Raw genomic sequence first — 15,431 nt, 5'->3', positions numbered from 1 at the left:
GTACCGGTCCACGGTCGTCATGGTGAGAGTCATCGGGGTCAGCCTACCGGGTGCTCAGGGCCTGCCGTGCCGGAGCGCGGGGTGTTCGCCCGCCGCCACCAGGTCGGCCACCGCCGACTTGGGGTCGCGGCCCGTGACCAGGGACTCGCCGACCAGGACCGCGTCGGCGCCCGCGTTGGCGTACGCGATCAGGTCGTGGGGGCCGCGGACGCCGGACTCGGCGACCTTGACGATGCGGGCGGGGATCTCGGGGGCGACCCGCTCGAAGGTGGAGCGGTCGACCTCCAGGGTCTTCAGGTTGCGCGCGTTGACGCCGATCACCTTGGCGCCCGCGTCCACCGCGCGCTCGACCTCGTCCTCGTCGTGGACCTCGACGAGCGGGGTGAGGCCGATGGACTCGGCGCGCTCGATCAGCGATTCCAGGGCCGGCTGGTCGAGGGCGGCGACGATCAGCAGCGCGAGGTCGGCGCCGTACGCGCGCGCCTCCCACAGCTGGTACGACGTGACGATGAAGTCCTTGCGCAGCACCGGGATGTCCACCCGGGCCCGGACCGCCTCCAGGTCGGCCAGCGAGCCGCCGAAGCGGCGCTGCTCGGTCAGGACCGAGATGACGGCCGCGCCGCCCGCCTCGTAGTCCGCGGCGAGCCCGGCCGGGTCCGCGATCGCGGCCAGCGCGCCCTTGGAGGGACTGGAGCGCTTCACCTCACAGATGACCTTGACGCCCTCACCGCGCAGCGCGGCCACGCCGTCCTTGGCCGCCGGCGCCTTCGCCGCGCGCTCCTTGAGCTCGTCGAGGCCGACGCGCGCCTGCCGCTCCGCGAGGTCGGCACGGACTCCGTCGATGATCTCGTCGAGCACACTCACGCGAGCGGTCCCCTTCCGGTTCCGGACGGTTCTTCCAGACGGGTGTCAAAACCCATGGTCATACCGATGGTATCCGCAGGACGGCACCGGCCCCGCATCCAGCTGACGCCGGTCCCACTACCTGGACATTCACCAGTTGATCAAGGATGCAACCAGCCACCGAGAGGCAGGTTCCGGACAACGGTGAAGACCAGCAGCAGCACGCCCAGGCTCCACATCTGCACCGGCCTGAGCTCGATCCGGGCCGGTCGGCCGCGTACCGCGCGCGTCACCCAGACGGTCCACACCACGGCGAAGCCCGCATAGGCGAGCACGCCCACCGCGTTGTCCCGCAGCGCGGCCAGGAAGTCGCCGTGGATGAACGCGTGCGCGCTGCGCAGGCCGCCGCAGCCGGGGCAGTACAGGCCGGTGAGCCGGTACAGCGGGCAGACCGGATAGTGGCCGGGCTGGTTGGGATCGACGGCGCCGACGTAGGCGAAGGCCCCGACGACGGCGCCCAGCACGGAGACGGGCACGGCCAGCCGGCCCCTGAGGGAGGGCGTCACCGGCGGGACGGACGCGCTGTGGCTGTCGGCGTTCACGCCTCGCATTGTGCCCCGTACGGTCGGCGCACGCGCGCGAGGGGCGCCCGATGCCTCGGGGCGCCCCTCGGGAAGCGGTGCGGATCAGCTCTCGGCGGCAGCCGGTTCGCGAGTGGCGGCCGGGGCGGTGGTGGTGTACACGAGCGCGCCGCTCTCCTTGGGCTGGCCGAGGCCCATCGAGCGCATGATCATGCCGACCACACCGCCGAGGAGCACGATCACCATGCCGGCCCAGAAGCCCACCGGCTGCGCCATCACCATGAAGGCGCCCGCGACGCAGAAACCGATGAAGGCGATGATGACACCGGTCCAGGCGGCCGGGGTGTGACCGTGGTTGCTGCCCGCCATGACTTGCTCCTCGTTACTGGTACCTGTCGTACGGGCCCGAGCTCGTACGTGTCCTTCCGGATTCTCGCCCTCCATTGTCCCGTACCCACCCGCGCGCCGGACGCGGGGGTGGCGTCTGATTCGCCACACTGTCCAGCGCCCCGAAGCAAAGCGCCCCGCGGTCGAGCGCCCGGTAGGGGCGCGGGGCTGAGTCCGGCATGCGGCTCCGCCGCGTGGGCGCGCCCAGCCACAACGGCGCCGCAGCCGACCGACTCGGCCCGCCCCCCTTACGGCGCCCCCGGCGAAGCGTCACGCGCCGGTAGGGTCCTCGCCCCGGTCCAGCGCCTTCCAGATGTCCTCGGGCCGGTCGGGATCCACCGGCTTCGGCGCCCGGCGCGGCCGCTGCCCCCCCGTGCCGCGCTCGTAGCGACCGGACATGGCCGGCCACAGCCCGCCGTAGCGCAGCGCCAGCAGCCCGGCGACCAGGAGGAGCGCACCGCCGGCCGCGGCGACGTACGGCCAGCCGGTGTGAGTGAGCGCGTCGACCGTGGCGGACGTGTCCCCGCTGGCCGCGGCGGCCTTCTCGTCGAGCGCGGACCCGTCGGACGCGCCCAGCAGGGCCGCGGCGGCGATGCCGGCGCCGGAGAGCGCGAGCAGCGCGGAGACCAGGAGGCGGCCGGCCCTGCGGACGGCGAAGACGGCGACGAGCGCGGCGAGGCCCACTATGGCGAGGGCCGCGGGGACGCCCGTGACGTCGCTGCCCTTGGCGGTCAGCGGGAAGGCGCCACCGGCCACCGTGGCGGTGCCCTCCGCCCAGCGTTGCCGGCTGGACAGCAGGGCCACGGCCGCGCCGAGCGCGCCGGACAGCAGCGCCACGGCAAGGCTGCGGCGGCCGGACCGGGCGGGCTCGCCGGCTTCGGAACGGGGGTGAGGAACAGCAGTCACGTACTCCACTATCGCCTGAACCCGTGGCGAACGGTCACCCGGGGTCGGGTGAGAAGCGCCCTACTTTCCCAGCCTGTTGGCCGTGTGCACGGCCCGCAGGACCGCCGCCGCCTTGTTGCGGCACTCCTGGTCCTCGGCCACCGGGTCGGAGTCGGCGACGATGCCGGCGCCCGCCTGGACGTACGCCGTGCCGTCGCGGAGCAGGGCGGTGCGGATGGCGATGGCGGTGTCGGAGTCACCGGCGAAGTCGAGGTAGCCGACGCAGCCGCCGTACAGCCCTCTTCTGGACGGCTCCAGTTCGTCGATGATCTGCATCGCCCGGGGCTTGGGGGCGCCGGAGAGGGTGCCGGCCGGGAAGCAGGCGGTGAGGACGTCGAAGGCGGTGCGGCCCGCGGCGACCTTTCCGGTGACCGTCGAGACGATGTGCATGACGTGCGAGTACCGCTCGACGGACATGAAGTCGACGACCTCGACGGAGCCGGGCTCGCAGACCCGCCCCAGGTCGTTGCGTCCGAGGTCGACGAGCATCAGGTGCTCGGCGCGCTCCTTGGGGTCGGCCAGCAGCTCCTCGGCGAGGGCCTGGTCCTCCTGCGGGGTGGCCCCGCGCGGCCGGGTGCCGGCGATGGGGTGCACCATGGCCTGCCCGTCCTCGACCTTGACCAGGGCCTCGGGGCTGGATCCCACGACGTCGAAGCCGTCGAAGCGGAAGAGGTACATGTACGGCGAGGGGTTGGTGGCCCTGAGGACCCGGTAGACGTCCAGCGCACTGGCCGTGCACGGGGTCTCGAAGCGCTGGGAGGGGACGACCTGGAAGGCCTCGCCCGCGCGGATGCGCTCCTTGATGTCCTCGACGGCCACCTGGAAGTCGGGGCCGCCCCACAGCGCGGTGTACTCGGGGAGCTCGGAGGGCGGCAGGACGGCGGGCGGCTGGGCGACCGGGCGGGAGAGGTCCGCCTCCATCGCGTCCAGGCGGGCCACGGCGTCGGCATGGGCCTCGTCGACGCCCGTGTCGAGGTCGTTGTGGTTGATCGCGTTGGCGATCAGCAGGACCGAGCCCTCCCAGTGGTCCATGACGGCGAGGTCGCTGGTGAGGAGCATGGTCAGCTCGGGGAGCCCGAGGTCGTCGCGCTCGCCCGGGCCGATCTTCTCCAGGCGGCGCACGATGTCGTAGCCCAGGTAGCCGACCATGCCGCCGGTGAAGGGGGGCAGCTCCTGGGTGTGCGGGGTGTGCAGGGCCTCGATGGTGGCGCGCAGGGCGGCCAGCGGGTCGCCGTCGACGGGCACGCCGACCGGCGGGGTGCCGAGCCAGTGGGCCTGGCCGTCGCGGGCGGTGAGGGTGGCGGCGGAGCGGACGCCGATGAAGGAGTACCGAGACCATTGATACGCCGTGCGGCCGTTCTCGGCGGACTCCAGCAGGAAGGTGCCGGGGCGCTCGGCGGCGAGCTTGCGGTAGAGCGCGACCGGGGTGTCGCCGTCGGCGAGGAGCTTGCGGGTGACCGGGATGACACGCCGGTCGGTCGCGAGCTTGCGGAAGGTCTCGAGGTCCATGGCGGCAGACCTTACTGATCGGAGGACGGGACGCCGGAATCGGCGCCGTCCCTACGGAGCACGTCGGCGTCGAAGCAGGTGCGGTCGCCGGTGTGGCAGGCGGCGCCGACCTGGTCGACCTTGACCAGCACGGTGTCGGCGTCGCAGTCGAGGGCGACGGACTTGACCCACTGGAAGTGGCCGGAGGTGTCGCCCTTGACCCAGTACTCCTGGCGGCTGCGCGACCAGTAGGTGCAGCGGCCGGTGGTGAGGGTCCGGTGCAGCGCCTCGTCGTCCATCCAGCCGAGCATCAGCACCTCGCCGGTGTCGTACTGCTGGGCGATGGCGGGCAGGAGTCCGTCGGCGCTGCGCTTGAGGCGGGCGGCGATCTCCGGGGCGAGGCCACTGGACGGGGGCGTGCCTGTCGTACCGGTCGTACTGGTCATGGGTGCCATTGTGCCGCGCGGCACCGACAGTCACGGTCCGTGTCCACTGTCCGGACGGTGCGTGTGGTCGTAGGCTGGCGGTATGTCGACCTTCGCCAAGCGTGAACGGCTCCTGCTCGCCGACCTCTTGGAGACCGCCGGTCCCGAGGCACCGACCCTCTGCGAGGGCTGGACGACCCGTGATCTGGCCGCGCACGTGGTGGTGCGCGAACGCCGGCCGGACGCGGCCGGGGGCACGGTGATCAAGCAGCTGGCGCCGCGGCTGGAGAAGGTGACGGCCGAGTTCGCGGCGAAGCCGTACGAGGAGCTGATCCAGCTGATCCGCACCGGTCCGCCGCGGTTCTCGCCGTTCCAGCTCAAGCAGGTGGACGAGGCGGCGAACACGGTCGAGTTCTACGTGCACGCCGAGGACGTCCGCCGGGCCCAGCCGGACTGGTCGGCGCGGGAGCTGGACCCGGTCTTCCAGGACGCCCTGTGGTCCCGTCTGGAGCGCACCGCCCGGCTGCTCGGCCGGGGTGTGCCGACGGGCCTGGTGCTGCGCCGCCCGGACGGCCAGACGGCGGTCGCCCACCGCGGCGCCCCGGTGGTGACGGTGACCGGCGAGCCCTCCGAGCTGCTGATGTTCGCCTTCGGCCGGCAGAGCACGGCCAGGGTCGAGGTGGCCGGCGACGAGAACGCGATCGCCAAGCTGAACGAGTCCAGGAAGCTGGGCATCTGAGGAGCCCGCCGTGATCAGGGTCGCGATGACGAGCGTGTACGTGGACGACGTGCCGAAGGCGCACGCCTTCTACACCGACGTCCTCGGCTTCGAGACCCGCACCTGTCTGGACCCGGGCGGCGGCATCCCGTTCATCACGGTCGGCGCCCCGCAGGGCGCCCAGCCGGACCTGCAGCTCCTGCTGGAACCCGGCCAGGGCTCCTACGCGGACCCGTACCGCAAGGCCGTGTACGAGGCGGGCCTGCCGGCCATCGTCTTCTCCGTCGACGACATCCGTTCGGAGTACGACCGCCTGCGCGCCCTGGGCGTCCGCTTCCCGCACGGGCCGCGGGACCAGGGCCCGGTGATCGCCGCGGTCCTCGACGACACGGTCGGCAACCTGATCCAGCTGACCCAGCCGAAGGGCTGACCGCCGTCAGCGGGGCAGTTCGGCCCGGCGCAGCCCCGGTACGGCCAGCGCCACGACCCCGCCGAGCCCGCAGACGGCGGCGCTGACGACGTAGACCGGGCCGAGTCCGAAGGCGCCGCTCGCGGCGGCCGCGAGCGGCATGCTCAACGGGGTGAGGCCCAGGCTGATCAGGCCGGAGACGGCGGTGACCCGTCCCAGGTAGGCGGGGCCGGCCTCGGTCTGTAGCAGGGCCGCGCACATCGCGCCGCTGAGCCCGGCGAGCAGGCCGATCAGCACGGCGACGCCGACCGCGCCGGCCAGGCCCGGTACGAAGGCGAGGGCGCCGATCGCCACCGAGCCGGCGAGGATCGTGCACCCGGCGACCAGTCCGGCGCGGGGCAGCCTGCCCCGGACGGTCAGCAGCAGCGAGGCGGCGCCGGCGCCGGTCCCGAACCCGGCGAGCACCCAGCCCATGCCGGCGGCACCCCAGCCGCGCCGGTCGGCGAGCAGGGTCAGTCCGACGTTGAGGGGGCTGACGAACCCCAGGTCGCCGAGTGCGATGGCGAGCATCAGCGGAGCCAGGACCCGGTGCTTGCGGACATGGGCGAGGCCGGCGCGCAGATCCTGCCAGGGGGTGGGAGCGGTGGCGCGGTCCTCGGCCGGCAGTTCCCGTACCCGGACGGATACCAGCAGGGGGACGGATACGGCGATGAGCAGCCCGGCGAGGCCGAAGGCGGCCGCCGTGCCGCCCACGGCGACCCCGAGGCCGCCCAGCGGGGCGCCGACGACGTTGGCGAAGCGGATGGCGAGGCCGCGCATGCCCTGCACGCGTGCGAGCTGGTCACGGTCCGTCAGACGCGCGGGGAGGGCCCCTACGGCAGGCATGAACACGGCGTCGACGGTGCCGAAGACCAGGGCGAGCGCCGCCAGCGGCCACAGGCCCGGGCTGGTGAGGAACAGCAGCGCCGCCACGGCGAGGACGGCCGCGCAGCGCACCGCGTCGCTGCCGATGACGACCCGGCGCGGCCCCAGCCGGTCGGCGATCACCCCGCCGAACAGCATCAGCACGGCCCTGGGCAGCGCGCTGACGGACATCACCGTCCCGGCCTGGGCGGGTGAACCGGCCTGGACCGCGGCCCAGGAGAGGGTGACGTAGTAGACGCTGTCGCCGACCATCGAGGAGGCGTAGGCACCCAGCCAGCGCAGGACGTCGGGGTCGCGGTGGGCGGGGCGCCGGGTCGTGGGAGCAGCGGGTACGAGGGCCGCGGTCATGGGCGTGAGGCCTTCTCAGACGCGGAACGGGAAGCCGTACGTGTACAGCGCGACGTGCTCACGCCCCTCGGTGTCGCCGTTCGCCACGGCGGACCGGCCCTTCTCGTCGTACTTCCTGGCCAGCGCGGCCAGTTCCGCGCGGAGTTCGTCCAGTTCGGCCGCGGTCAGGCGGAGCAGGGACTCGCTGTCGGGCGCGGCGGCGTTCCACTCGGGGCTCCAGGTGGCGCGCTCGTCGAGGTAACGGCGGTACATGTCGGCGCGCTGCTCGTGGAAGAGCCGGCTGGCGGCGAGGTGGGCGGCCGCCTTCTCGGGTGCGTCGCGGAAGTCCCGATCGCGGATGCTGATGCCGTCCGAAGCGGGCTGCCACCAGCGTTCCCGGCCGTCGGCGCGCTGCGGCTCGGCCTCTTCGATCAGACCGTGCTCGGCGAGCTTGCGCAGGTGGTAGCTGACCAGCGAGACGGCCTCGTCCACCTGCTCGGCCAGCTGGGAGGCGGTTGCCTTGCCGGCCACGGTCAGGCCCCGGTAGAGCTTCATGCGCAGCGGATGGGCCAGCGCCTTGAGCGTGCCGAGGTCGGTGATGCGGAGGTCTCTCTCCTTGCCCGTCATGACACCGACCGTAAGTACGAAAGAAAAGTTGCGCAATGGATTTTGCGCAACTTTCCTTTCGCATCCGGAGGCGCGTCAGGGCGGCGAAAAGCCCCGGCTCCCTCACGGAGGGCACCGGGGCCGAAGCTCGGCGCGGCGTCAGCGCACCGGGTGACCCGCCTCGCGCAGGGTCTGCTTGACCTCGCCGATCCGCAGGTCGCCGAAGTGGAAGACGGAGGCGGCGAGGACCGCGTCCGCGCCCGCCGCGACGGCCGGGGGGAAGTGGGAGAGGGCGCCGGCGCCGCCGGAGGCGATGACCGGGACGGTGACGTGCTTGCGGACGGCGGCGATCATTTCGAGGTCGTAGCCGTCCTTGGTGCCGTCCGCGTCCATCGAGTTGAGCAGGATCTCGCCCGCGCCCAGCTCGGCGGCCCGGTGTGCCCACTCGACCGCGTCGATGCCGGTGCCGCGGCGGCCGCCGTGGGTGGTGACCTCGAAGGAGCCCGATGCGTTGCGGCGGGCGTCGACCGACAGGACCAGGACCTGGCGGCCGAAGCGTTCCGCGATCTCGCGGATCAGGTCCGGACGGGCGATGGCCGCCGTGTTGACGCCCACCTTGTCGGCGCCGGCGCGCAGCAGTTTGTCCACGTCCTCGGCGGTGCGGACGCCGCCGCCCACCGTCAGGGGGATGAACACCTGCTCGGCCGTGCGGCGCACCACGTCGTAGGTGGTCTCCCGGTCGCCGGAGGACGCGGTGATGTCCAGGAAGGTCAGCTCGTCGGCGCCCTCCGCGTCGTACACCTTGGCCATCTCGACCGGGTCGCCCGCGTCGCGCAGGTTCTGGAAGTTGACGCCCTTGACGACCCGGCCGTTGTCCACGTCCAGGCAGGGGATGACTCGGACCGCCAGGGTCATGAATCCACGGCTCCTCTGTATGCCTCTAGCTCCGCCTCGACCAGGATGCGCGGATCGACGAAGCCGGTCACCACGACGAACGTGGTCACCGGGCGCACCGAGTCGAAGACCTCCTTGTGGGCGCGTCCCACGGCGTCCATGTCGCGCGCGTGGGTGAGCAACAGGCGGGTGCGGATCACGGACTCAGGTCCCAGCCCGAACTCCGCGATCGCCTCCAGGGCGGTGGCGAAGGCCACCTTGGCCTGCTCGTACGGGTCGCCCTCCCCGTACAGCACGGTGCCCTTGAAGGACGTCGTACCGCCCACCACCACCCGGTCGCCCGCCGCGACGGCGCGGGCGGAACCGAACGTCTCCTCCCAGGGACTTTCGCTCTGCACGCGCCGTACGGCTTCTGACGTCATCGGGACACAGCCTCCAGAGCTTCTTCCAAGGTGAACGCCTTGGCGTACAACGCCTTTCCGACGATGGCGCCCTCGACACCGAGGGGTACCAGGTCGGCCAGGGCCCGCAGGTCGTCCAGTGACGACACGCCGCCGGAGGCCACGACCGGCCGGTCCGTCGCCGCGCACACGTTGCGCAGCAGTTCCAGGTTCGGGCCCTGGAGGGTGCCGTCCTTGGCGATGTCGGTGACGACGTAACGCGCGCAGCCCTCCTTGTCGAGGCGGGCGAGCGTCTCGTAGAGGTCGCCGCCGTCGCGGGTCCAGCCGCGGCCCCTGAGGGTCGTACCGCGCACGTCCAGGCCGACGGCGATCTTGTCGCCGTGCTCGGCGATGACCTTGGCGACCCACTCCGGGGTCTCCAGGGCGGCCGTGCCGAGGTTCACCCGGGTGCAGCCGGTGGCGAGCGCGGCGGCCAGGGTGGCGTCGTCGCGGATGCCGCCGGACAGCTCGACCCTGATGTCCATCGCCTCGGTGACCTCGGCGACCAGCGCCCGGTTGTCGCCGGTGCCGAACGCCGCGTCCAGGTCGACCAGGTGCAGCCACTCGGCGCCCGACCGCTGCCAGGCGAGGGCGGCCTCCAGCGGGGAGCCGTAGGAGGTCTCGGTCCCGGACTCGCCGTGCACGAGACGCACGGCCTGGCCGTCGCGGACGTCGACGGCGGGAAGGAGTTCGAGCTTGCTCACAGTGTTCCGATCCAGTTGGTGAGGAGCTGGGCGCCGGCGTCGCCGGACTTCTCGGGGTGGAACTGGGTGGCCCACAGCGCGCCGTTCTCCACGGCGGCCACGAACGGCTTGCCGTGCGTCGCCCAGGTCACCAGCGGGGCCCGCAGCGCGGCGTTGTGCGTCTCCAGCGACCAGTCGTGGACGGCGTAGGAGTGCACGAAGTAGAAGCGCGCGTCGGCGTCCAGGCCGGCGAACAACTCGGAGCCGGCCGGTGCGTCCACGGTGTTCCAGCCCATGTGGGGGACGATCTCGGCCTGGAGCGGCTCGACCGAGCCGGGCCACTCGTCGAGGCCGTCGGTCTCCACGCCGTGCTCGATGCCGCGCGCGAACAGGATCTGCATGCCGACGCAGATGCCCATCACCGGCCGCCCGCCGGACAGCCGGCGGTCGATGATCCAGTCCCCGCGCGCCCCGCGCAGGCCCGCCATGCAGGCGGCGAAGGCGCCGACGCCCGGCACCAGCAGGCCGTCCGCGTTCATGGCCCGGTCGAAGTCACGGGTGATCTCGACGTCGGCCCCGGCGCGGGCGAGGGCGCGCTCGGCGGACCGGACGTTGCCGAAGCCGTAGTCGAAGACCACCACACGCTTGGGAGCGGTCAATTCCACACCTCCAGCCTCATGACGCCCGCCACCAGGCACATCGCGGCGCCGATCGAGAGCAGCACGATCAGGCTGGTGGGCATCTTCTGCTTGACGAAGGAGATGATTCCGCCGACCAGGAAGAGGCCGACGACGATCAGGATGGTGGACAGCCCGGTCATGGCTTTACAGCGCGCCCTTCGTCGAGGGGAGGATGCCGGCCGCGCGCGGGTCGCGCTCGGAGGCGTAGCGCAGCGCCCTGGCGAGCGCCTTGAACTGGCATTCCACGATGTGGTGTGCGTTGCGCCCGTAGGGCACGTGCACATGGAGCGCGACCTGGGCCTGGGCCACGAAGGACTCCAGGATGTGCCGGGTCATGGTGGTGTCGTACTCGCCGATCATCGGGGCCATGTTCTCCGGCTCCGTGTGCACGAGGTACGGGCGGCCGGACAGGTCGACGGTGACCTGGGCGAGGGACTCGTCCAGCGGGACCGTGCAGTTGCCGAAGCGGTAGATGCCCACCTTGTCGCCGAGGGCCTGCCTGAAGGCGGCGCCGAGGGCGAGGGCGGTGTCCTCGATGGTGTGGTGCGAGTCGATGTGCAGGTCGCCGTCGGTCTTCACGGTGAGGTCGAACAGGCCGTGCCGGCCGAGCTGGTCGAGCATGTGGTCGTAGAAGCCGACGCCGGTGGCGATGTCGGTCCTGCCGGTGCCGTCGAGGTCGATCTCGACGAGGACCGCGGTCTCCTTGGTGGTGCGCTCCACGCGCCCTACGCGGGTCATGCGTCCAGCTCCTTCTTGACTTCACGTACCGCGTCGAGGAACGCGTCGTTCTCTTCGGGGGTTCCGGCGGACACCCGCAGGAAGCCGGGCACGCCGTTGTCGCGGACGAGGACTCCCCGGTCGAGGATCTGCTGCCACACCGCGTGCGGGTCCTCGAACCGCCCGAACTGTACGAAGTTGGCGTCGGACTCGGTGACTTCGAGGCCCGCCGCGCGCAGCTCGGCGACCAGCCGGTCCCGCTCGGCCTTCAGTTGCTCGACGTACTTCAGCAGCGTGTCGGTGTGCTCCAGGGCGGCCAGCGCGGTCGCCTGGGTGATCGCCGACAGGTGGTACGGCAGCCGTACGAGCTGGACCGCGTCGACCACCGCGGGGTCCGCGGCGAGGTAGCCGAGGCGCAGGCCGGCCGCGCCGAACGCCTTCGACATGGTCCGGGAGACGACGAGATTCGGCCGACCTTCGAGCAGCGGCAGCAGCGAGGCGCCGTGACTGAACTCGACGTAGGCCTCGTCGACGACCACCATCGACGGCTTGGCGGCCTGGGCGGCCGCGTAGAGCGCGAGGACCGTCTCGGGCGGCACCGCGTTGCCCGTGGGGTTGTTGGGGGTGGTGATGAAGACGACGTCCGGCTTGTGCTCGGCGATGGCCGCCGAGGCCGCCTCGGCGTCGAGGGTGAAGTCCTCGTTGCGGGGGCCGGAGATCCAGCGGGTGCCGGTGGAGCGGGAGATGAGCGAGTGCATCGAGTACGACGGCTCGAAGCCGATCGCCGTACGGCCCGGTCCGCCGAAGGTCTGCAGCAGCTGCTGGATGACCTCGTTGGAGCCGTTGGCCGCCCACACGTTCTCGACGGAGAGCGGGTGGCTGCCGGTCTTCGTCAGGTACCTGGCCAGCTCGGTGCGGAGCTGGACGGCGTCCCGGTCGGGGTAGCGGTTCAGGTCGCGGGCGGCCTCGCGCACCCGCTCCGTGATCCGCTCGACCAGCGGTTCGGGCAGCGGGTACGGGTTCTCGTTGGTGTTCAGCCGTACCGGAACGTCCAGCTGGGGCGCGCCGTAGGGGGACTTGCCGCGCAGCTCGTCCCGTACGGGGAGATCGTCGATGCCTGTCACTTGCTCTCGGGTACCTTCCAGCCGAACCTTGCCTTGACCGCCGCGCCGTGCGCGGGCAGGTCCTCCGCCTCCGCCAGCGTGACCACGTGGTGCGCGACCTCGGCCAGCGCGTCCTTCGTGTAGTCGACGATGTGGATGCCGCGCAGGAAGGACTGGACGGACAGCCCGGAGGAGTGGCAGGCGCAGCCGCCCGTGGGCAGCACGTGGTTGGAGCCGGCGGCGTAGTCGCCGAGGGAGACCGGCGCCCAGGGCCCGATGAAGATCGCGCCCGCGTTCCGCACCCGGTCGGCCACGGCGGGGGCGTCGGCCGTCTGGATCTCCAAGTGCTCCGCGCCGTACGCGTCGACGACCCTGAGGCCCTCCTCGACGCCGTCGACCAGGACGATCGCGGACTGCCGGCCCCTCAGGGCCGGAACGATCCGGTCGTCGATGTGCCTGGTGGCCGCGACCTGCGGCTCCAGTTCCTTCTCGACCGCGTCCGCCAGTTCCGCCGAGTCGGTGACCAGCACCGCCGCCGCGAGCGGGTCGTGCTCGGCCTGGCTGATCAGGTCGGCGGCGACGTGCACCGGGTCGGCGGTGGCGTCCGCGAGGACCGCGATCTCGGTCGGGCCGGCCTCCGCGTCGATGCCGATCTTGCCGGTGAAGTAGCGCTTGGCGGCGGCCACCCAGATGTTGCCGGGGCCGGTGACCATGTTGGCGGGCGGGCAGGACTCGGTGCCGTACGCGAACATCGCCACGGCGGTGGCGCCACCGGCCGCGTACACCTCGTCGACGCCGAGCAGGGCGCAGGCGGCGAGGATCGTCGGGTGCGGCAGACCGCCGAACTCGGCCTGCGGCGGGGAGGCGAGCGCGATGGACTCGACGCCGGCCTCCTGCGCGGGCACCACGTTCATGACCACGGAGGACGGGTAGACCGACCGGCCGCCGGGCGCGTACAGCCCGACGCGCTCCACGGGCACCCACTTCTCGGTCACGGACCCGCCCGGCACGACCTGGGTCGTGTGGGTCGTACGGCGCTGCTCGCGGTGGACGAGACGGGCGCGCCGGATGGACTCCTCCAAGGCCGCGCGCACGGCCGGGTCGAGCTCGGCCAGCGCCTTGGCCAGGGCCTCGGCCGGGACCCGCACCTGTTCCAGCGTGACCCCGTCGAACTTCTCGGCGAAGTCGATCAGCGCCGCGTCGCCCCGATGATGCACGGCCTCGCAGATCGGGCGCACCTTCTCCAGGGCGGCCTGGACGTCGAAGTCGGCTCGGGGCAGCAGGTCGCGCAGGGCGGGGCCCTCGGGAAGGGCGTCGCCGCGCAGATCGATTCGGGCCATAGAGAAATGTTGGGGCACGGAATCAATTCTCTCAGACGGCACTCGGGGCCCGTCCGCGCGTATCAATGGCTGATACAGAACGCGGGCCGACGGCCGGTACATAGCCTGGCCTGAACCCGGAAGATCACCTTCACGTTGTGTGTTCGGGATCTCACGCACCGGGCATCACCGGTTGTACCGACCATGACTCACGAATGGCTGAGGAGGAAGGAAGAGCCGTGACCGAGGGGGACGGCGTCCGGGACGGGGATCTGCCGGACGATCTGACCGCGGCCGAGGCCGGTATGTGGCAGGCGTTCCGCAACGGCAGTGTCTACGACCTGAGCAGCGGCGACGTGCACGTGGACGATCCGCACGGCGGCCACCCGTGGGGACCGGAGCGGACGGTGCGGGCGCGGATCGTCTGCTGGCTGCTGCTCGACGGGCCGCCGGCGCTCGACGGCCGGGTGTCCTCGCTGAAGCTGGCCGGCATCCGGATCACGGGCACCCTGGACCTGGCGGGCGGCACGGTCAAGCCGTACGTGGAGCTGCGCGGCTGCCGGTTCGACGAGGAGATACTGCTGCCGGAGGCGTACTTCACGACCGTGCGGTTCGTGGACTGCGCGGCGCCGCGCCTTGAGGCGGCCCGGGTGCACACGGAGGGTGACCTGCATCTGCCGCGCTGCCGTTTCCTCGGCGGGGTCCGGCTGACCGACGCCCACATCGGCACCGACCTGCTGCTGAACCAGGCGGTGGTGTACCGGGACCACAGCGGGCGCTCGATCGCGGCGGACGGCGTGACCGTCGGCCAGGACCTGCAGGCGGAGCTCCTGGAGACGCACGGGGAGGTGAGCCTGCGCAGCGCCAAGGTGGGCGTGTCGCTGAGCCTGCGCGGGGCGCGGCTGCGCAATCCCGACGGGCGGTTCGCACTGAACGCACCCCAGCTGACCGTCGGCCGGACCCTCTACCTGACCCCGGCCGGGGTGGGCGGCCCCTGGCTCAGCGGGACGACCCCGGCGCGCGGGACGCGGATCCAGCGCTTCGAGTGCCAGGGCGGGATCCGGCTGGACGACGGGCGGTTCGGGGACGCGGTCGACCTGGAGCGGGCGCGGTTCGTCCTCACGGACGACCAGAACCTGTCGCTGCGCCGGGTACAGACGCCGGAGCTGCGGTTCCTCGGCGAGGAGCCGCAGCGCGGCGGGGTGCTGCTGTCGGGCGCCCGGACCACCAACCTGGTCGACCGGGCGGTCAGCTGGCCGGGGCCGGGGCGGCTGCACATGGGCGGGTTCGTCTACGAGAACCTGGTCCCGCAGGGCCCGTTCCCGCTGACCCGGCGCCTGGAGTGGGTGGCGGCGGCGACCGCCGAGTACAACCCGGAGCCGTACGAGCGCCTCGCGGCCGTGCTGCGGGCCGCCGGCGAGGACGAGGACGCGCGCGAGGTGCTGCTCGCCAAGCAGCGGCGGCGCCGCGAGACGCTGCCGCTGGCCGCCAAGCTCTGGGGGTACGCGCAGGACCTGACGGTGGCCTACGGTTACCGGCCGGGCCGGGCGGCGGTGTGGATGGCGGTGCTGTGGGCGGCGGGCACGCTCGCGTTCACGCACGCCCCGCATCCTCCGATGAACTCCGGTGGTCACCCGGACTGGGATCCGGCGCTGTTCGTCCTGGACCTGCTGCTGCCGGTGATCGACCTGGGCCAGGCCGGCCAGTGGCGGCTCACCGGCGGCTGGCAGTGGGCGGCGGCGGCGATGATCCTGCTGGGCTGGATCCTGGCGACGACGGTGGCGGCCGGGGCGACGAGGCTGCTGCGGCGGAGCTGACCTCCGGGGCCGCTGCGGCGGGTGCGCAGCCGAACGGTGCCGCCGGGGCGGCTGAGCGGTGCGGCTGATGCGGCTGATGCGGCTGAGCGGTGCCCTGACAGGTATCGCACAGATGAGCAACAGTC

General features: G+C 72.3%; 19 protein-coding genes. 3 read left to right on the top strand and 16 right to left on the bottom strand.

Annotated elements, in window-relative coordinates:
• Positions 1-54 precede the first annotated feature (54 nt).
• The 6 genes from trpC to hisI all read right to left on the bottom strand — a co-directional run bounded on the left by trpC (position 55) and on the right by hisI (position 4,699).
• A complete protein-coding gene (gene trpC, locus AB0P24_RS17530) occupies positions 55-864 on the bottom strand; it encodes an indole-3-glycerol phosphate synthase TrpC (protein WP_365794816.1) in 810 nt (269 codons plus the stop codon).
• Positions 865-1,004: 140 nt separating this feature from the next.
• On the bottom strand, positions 1,005-1,454 hold the full coding sequence (locus AB0P24_RS17525) for a DUF2752 domain-containing protein (protein WP_365794814.1): 450 nt from the start codon (positions 1,452-1,454) through the stop codon (positions 1,005-1,007).
• 75 nt (positions 1,455-1,529) lie between these two features.
• A complete protein-coding gene (locus AB0P24_RS17520; protein ID WP_365794812.1) occupies positions 1,530-1,793 on the bottom strand; it encodes an HGxxPAAW family protein in 264 nt (87 codons plus the stop codon).
• 288 nt (positions 1,794-2,081) lie between these two features.
• Positions 2,082-2,726, bottom strand: a complete 645-nt coding sequence (locus AB0P24_RS17515) for a TIGR02234 family membrane protein (protein WP_365794810.1) — start codon at positions 2,724-2,726, stop codon at positions 2,082-2,084.
• A gap of 51 nt (positions 2,727-2,777) precedes the next feature.
• Positions 2,778-4,265, bottom strand: coding sequence for an anthranilate synthase component I (locus AB0P24_RS17510; protein ID WP_365794808.1), 1,488 nt, complete (start codon positions 4,263-4,265; stop codon positions 2,778-2,780).
• A gap of 11 nt (positions 4,266-4,276) precedes the next feature.
• A complete protein-coding gene (gene hisI / locus AB0P24_RS17505) occupies positions 4,277-4,699 on the bottom strand; it encodes a phosphoribosyl-AMP cyclohydrolase (RefSeq protein ID WP_365794806.1) in 423 nt (140 codons plus the stop codon).
• Positions 4,700-4,772: 73 nt separating this feature from the next.
• On the opposite strand from hisI, the gene AB0P24_RS17500 reads away from it, so the two are divergent.
• Both AB0P24_RS17500 and AB0P24_RS17495 read left to right on the top strand, forming a co-directional pair.
• Positions 4,773-5,408, top strand: a complete 636-nt coding sequence (locus tag AB0P24_RS17500; protein ID WP_365794804.1) for a TIGR03085 family metal-binding protein — start codon at positions 4,773-4,775, stop codon at positions 5,406-5,408.
• Between the two features lie 10 nt (positions 5,409-5,418).
• Positions 5,419-5,817, top strand: a complete 399-nt coding sequence (locus tag AB0P24_RS17495; RefSeq protein ID WP_365794802.1) for a VOC family protein — start codon at positions 5,419-5,421, stop codon at positions 5,815-5,817.
• Between the two features lie 6 nt (positions 5,818-5,823).
• Here the strand turns inward: AB0P24_RS17495 and AB0P24_RS17490 are convergent, their stop codons facing one another.
• From AB0P24_RS17490 to hisD, 10 genes are all read right to left on the bottom strand, one after another.
• Positions 5,824-7,068: an MFS transporter gene (locus AB0P24_RS17490; RefSeq protein ID WP_365794800.1), complete on the bottom strand. Its 1,245-nt coding sequence runs from the start codon at positions 7,066-7,068 to the stop codon at positions 5,824-5,826.
• 15 nt (positions 7,069-7,083) lie between these two features.
• The gene (locus tag AB0P24_RS17485; RefSeq protein WP_365794798.1) at positions 7,084-7,674 is read right to left on the bottom strand and encodes a helix-turn-helix domain-containing protein; all 591 of its coding nucleotides are present in this window, start codon (positions 7,672-7,674) and stop codon (positions 7,084-7,086) included.
• 138 nt (positions 7,675-7,812) lie between these two features.
• Positions 7,813-8,568 carry an imidazole glycerol phosphate synthase subunit HisF gene (gene hisF / locus AB0P24_RS17480; RefSeq protein WP_365794796.1) on the bottom strand — a complete coding sequence of 252 codons (756 nt, stop codon included), beginning with the start codon at positions 8,566-8,568 and terminating at the stop codon, positions 7,813-7,815.
• Positions 8,565-8,969 carry a Rid family hydrolase gene (locus AB0P24_RS17475; RefSeq protein WP_365794794.1) on the bottom strand — a complete coding sequence of 135 codons (405 nt, stop codon included), beginning with the start codon at positions 8,967-8,969 and terminating at the stop codon, positions 8,565-8,567. Before AB0P24_RS17475 ends, hisF begins: the two co-directional genes overlap by 4 nt.
• Entirely contained in the window at positions 8,966-9,691 is a 726-nt protein-coding gene (gene priA, locus AB0P24_RS17470; RefSeq protein ID WP_181802565.1) for a bifunctional 1-(5-phosphoribosyl)-5-((5-phosphoribosylamino)methylideneamino)imidazole-4-carboxamide isomerase/phosphoribosylanthranilate isomerase PriA, read from the bottom strand. The genes AB0P24_RS17475 and priA overlap by 4 nt, the downstream gene beginning before the upstream one ends.
• Positions 9,688-10,329, bottom strand: coding sequence for an imidazole glycerol phosphate synthase subunit HisH (hisH, locus tag AB0P24_RS17465; protein WP_365794792.1), 642 nt, complete (start codon positions 10,327-10,329; stop codon positions 9,688-9,690). The genes priA and hisH overlap by 4 nt, the downstream gene beginning before the upstream one ends.
• Positions 10,326-10,490 (bottom strand): hypothetical protein, encoded by a 165-nt coding sequence (locus tag AB0P24_RS17460; RefSeq protein WP_234541353.1) that lies wholly within the window; start codon positions 10,488-10,490, stop codon positions 10,326-10,328. Before AB0P24_RS17460 ends, hisH begins: the two co-directional genes overlap by 4 nt.
• Positions 10,491-10,494: 4 nt before the next feature.
• The gene (gene hisB / locus AB0P24_RS17455) at positions 10,495-11,088 is read right to left on the bottom strand and encodes an imidazoleglycerol-phosphate dehydratase HisB (RefSeq protein WP_365705727.1); all 594 of its coding nucleotides are present in this window, start codon (positions 11,086-11,088) and stop codon (positions 10,495-10,497) included.
• Positions 11,085-12,191 carry a histidinol-phosphate transaminase gene (locus tag AB0P24_RS17450; RefSeq protein ID WP_365794789.1) on the bottom strand — a complete coding sequence of 369 codons (1,107 nt, stop codon included), beginning with the start codon at positions 12,189-12,191 and terminating at the stop codon, positions 11,085-11,087. Before AB0P24_RS17450 ends, hisB begins: the two co-directional genes overlap by 4 nt.
• Positions 12,188-13,510 (bottom strand): histidinol dehydrogenase, encoded by a 1,323-nt coding sequence (gene hisD, locus AB0P24_RS17445; protein WP_365794787.1) that lies wholly within the window; start codon positions 13,508-13,510, stop codon positions 12,188-12,190. Before hisD ends, AB0P24_RS17450 begins: the two co-directional genes overlap by 4 nt.
• 218 nt (positions 13,511-13,728) lie before the next feature.
• On the opposite strand from hisD, the gene AB0P24_RS17440 reads away from it, so the two are divergent.
• On the top strand, positions 13,729-15,306 hold the full coding sequence (locus AB0P24_RS17440; RefSeq protein ID WP_365794785.1) for an oxidoreductase: 1,578 nt from the start codon (positions 13,729-13,731) through the stop codon (positions 15,304-15,306).
• Positions 15,307-15,431 lie beyond the last annotated feature (125 nt).

The sequence above is a fragment of the Streptomyces sp. NPDC086519 genome, assembly GCF_040686075.1.
GTDB lineage: Bacteria > Actinomycetota > Actinomycetes > Streptomycetales > Streptomycetaceae > Streptomyces > Streptomyces shenzhenensis.
Note: the sequence above shows the minus strand (reverse complement) of the source record. Positions and strands in the feature narration are given on the sequence as shown.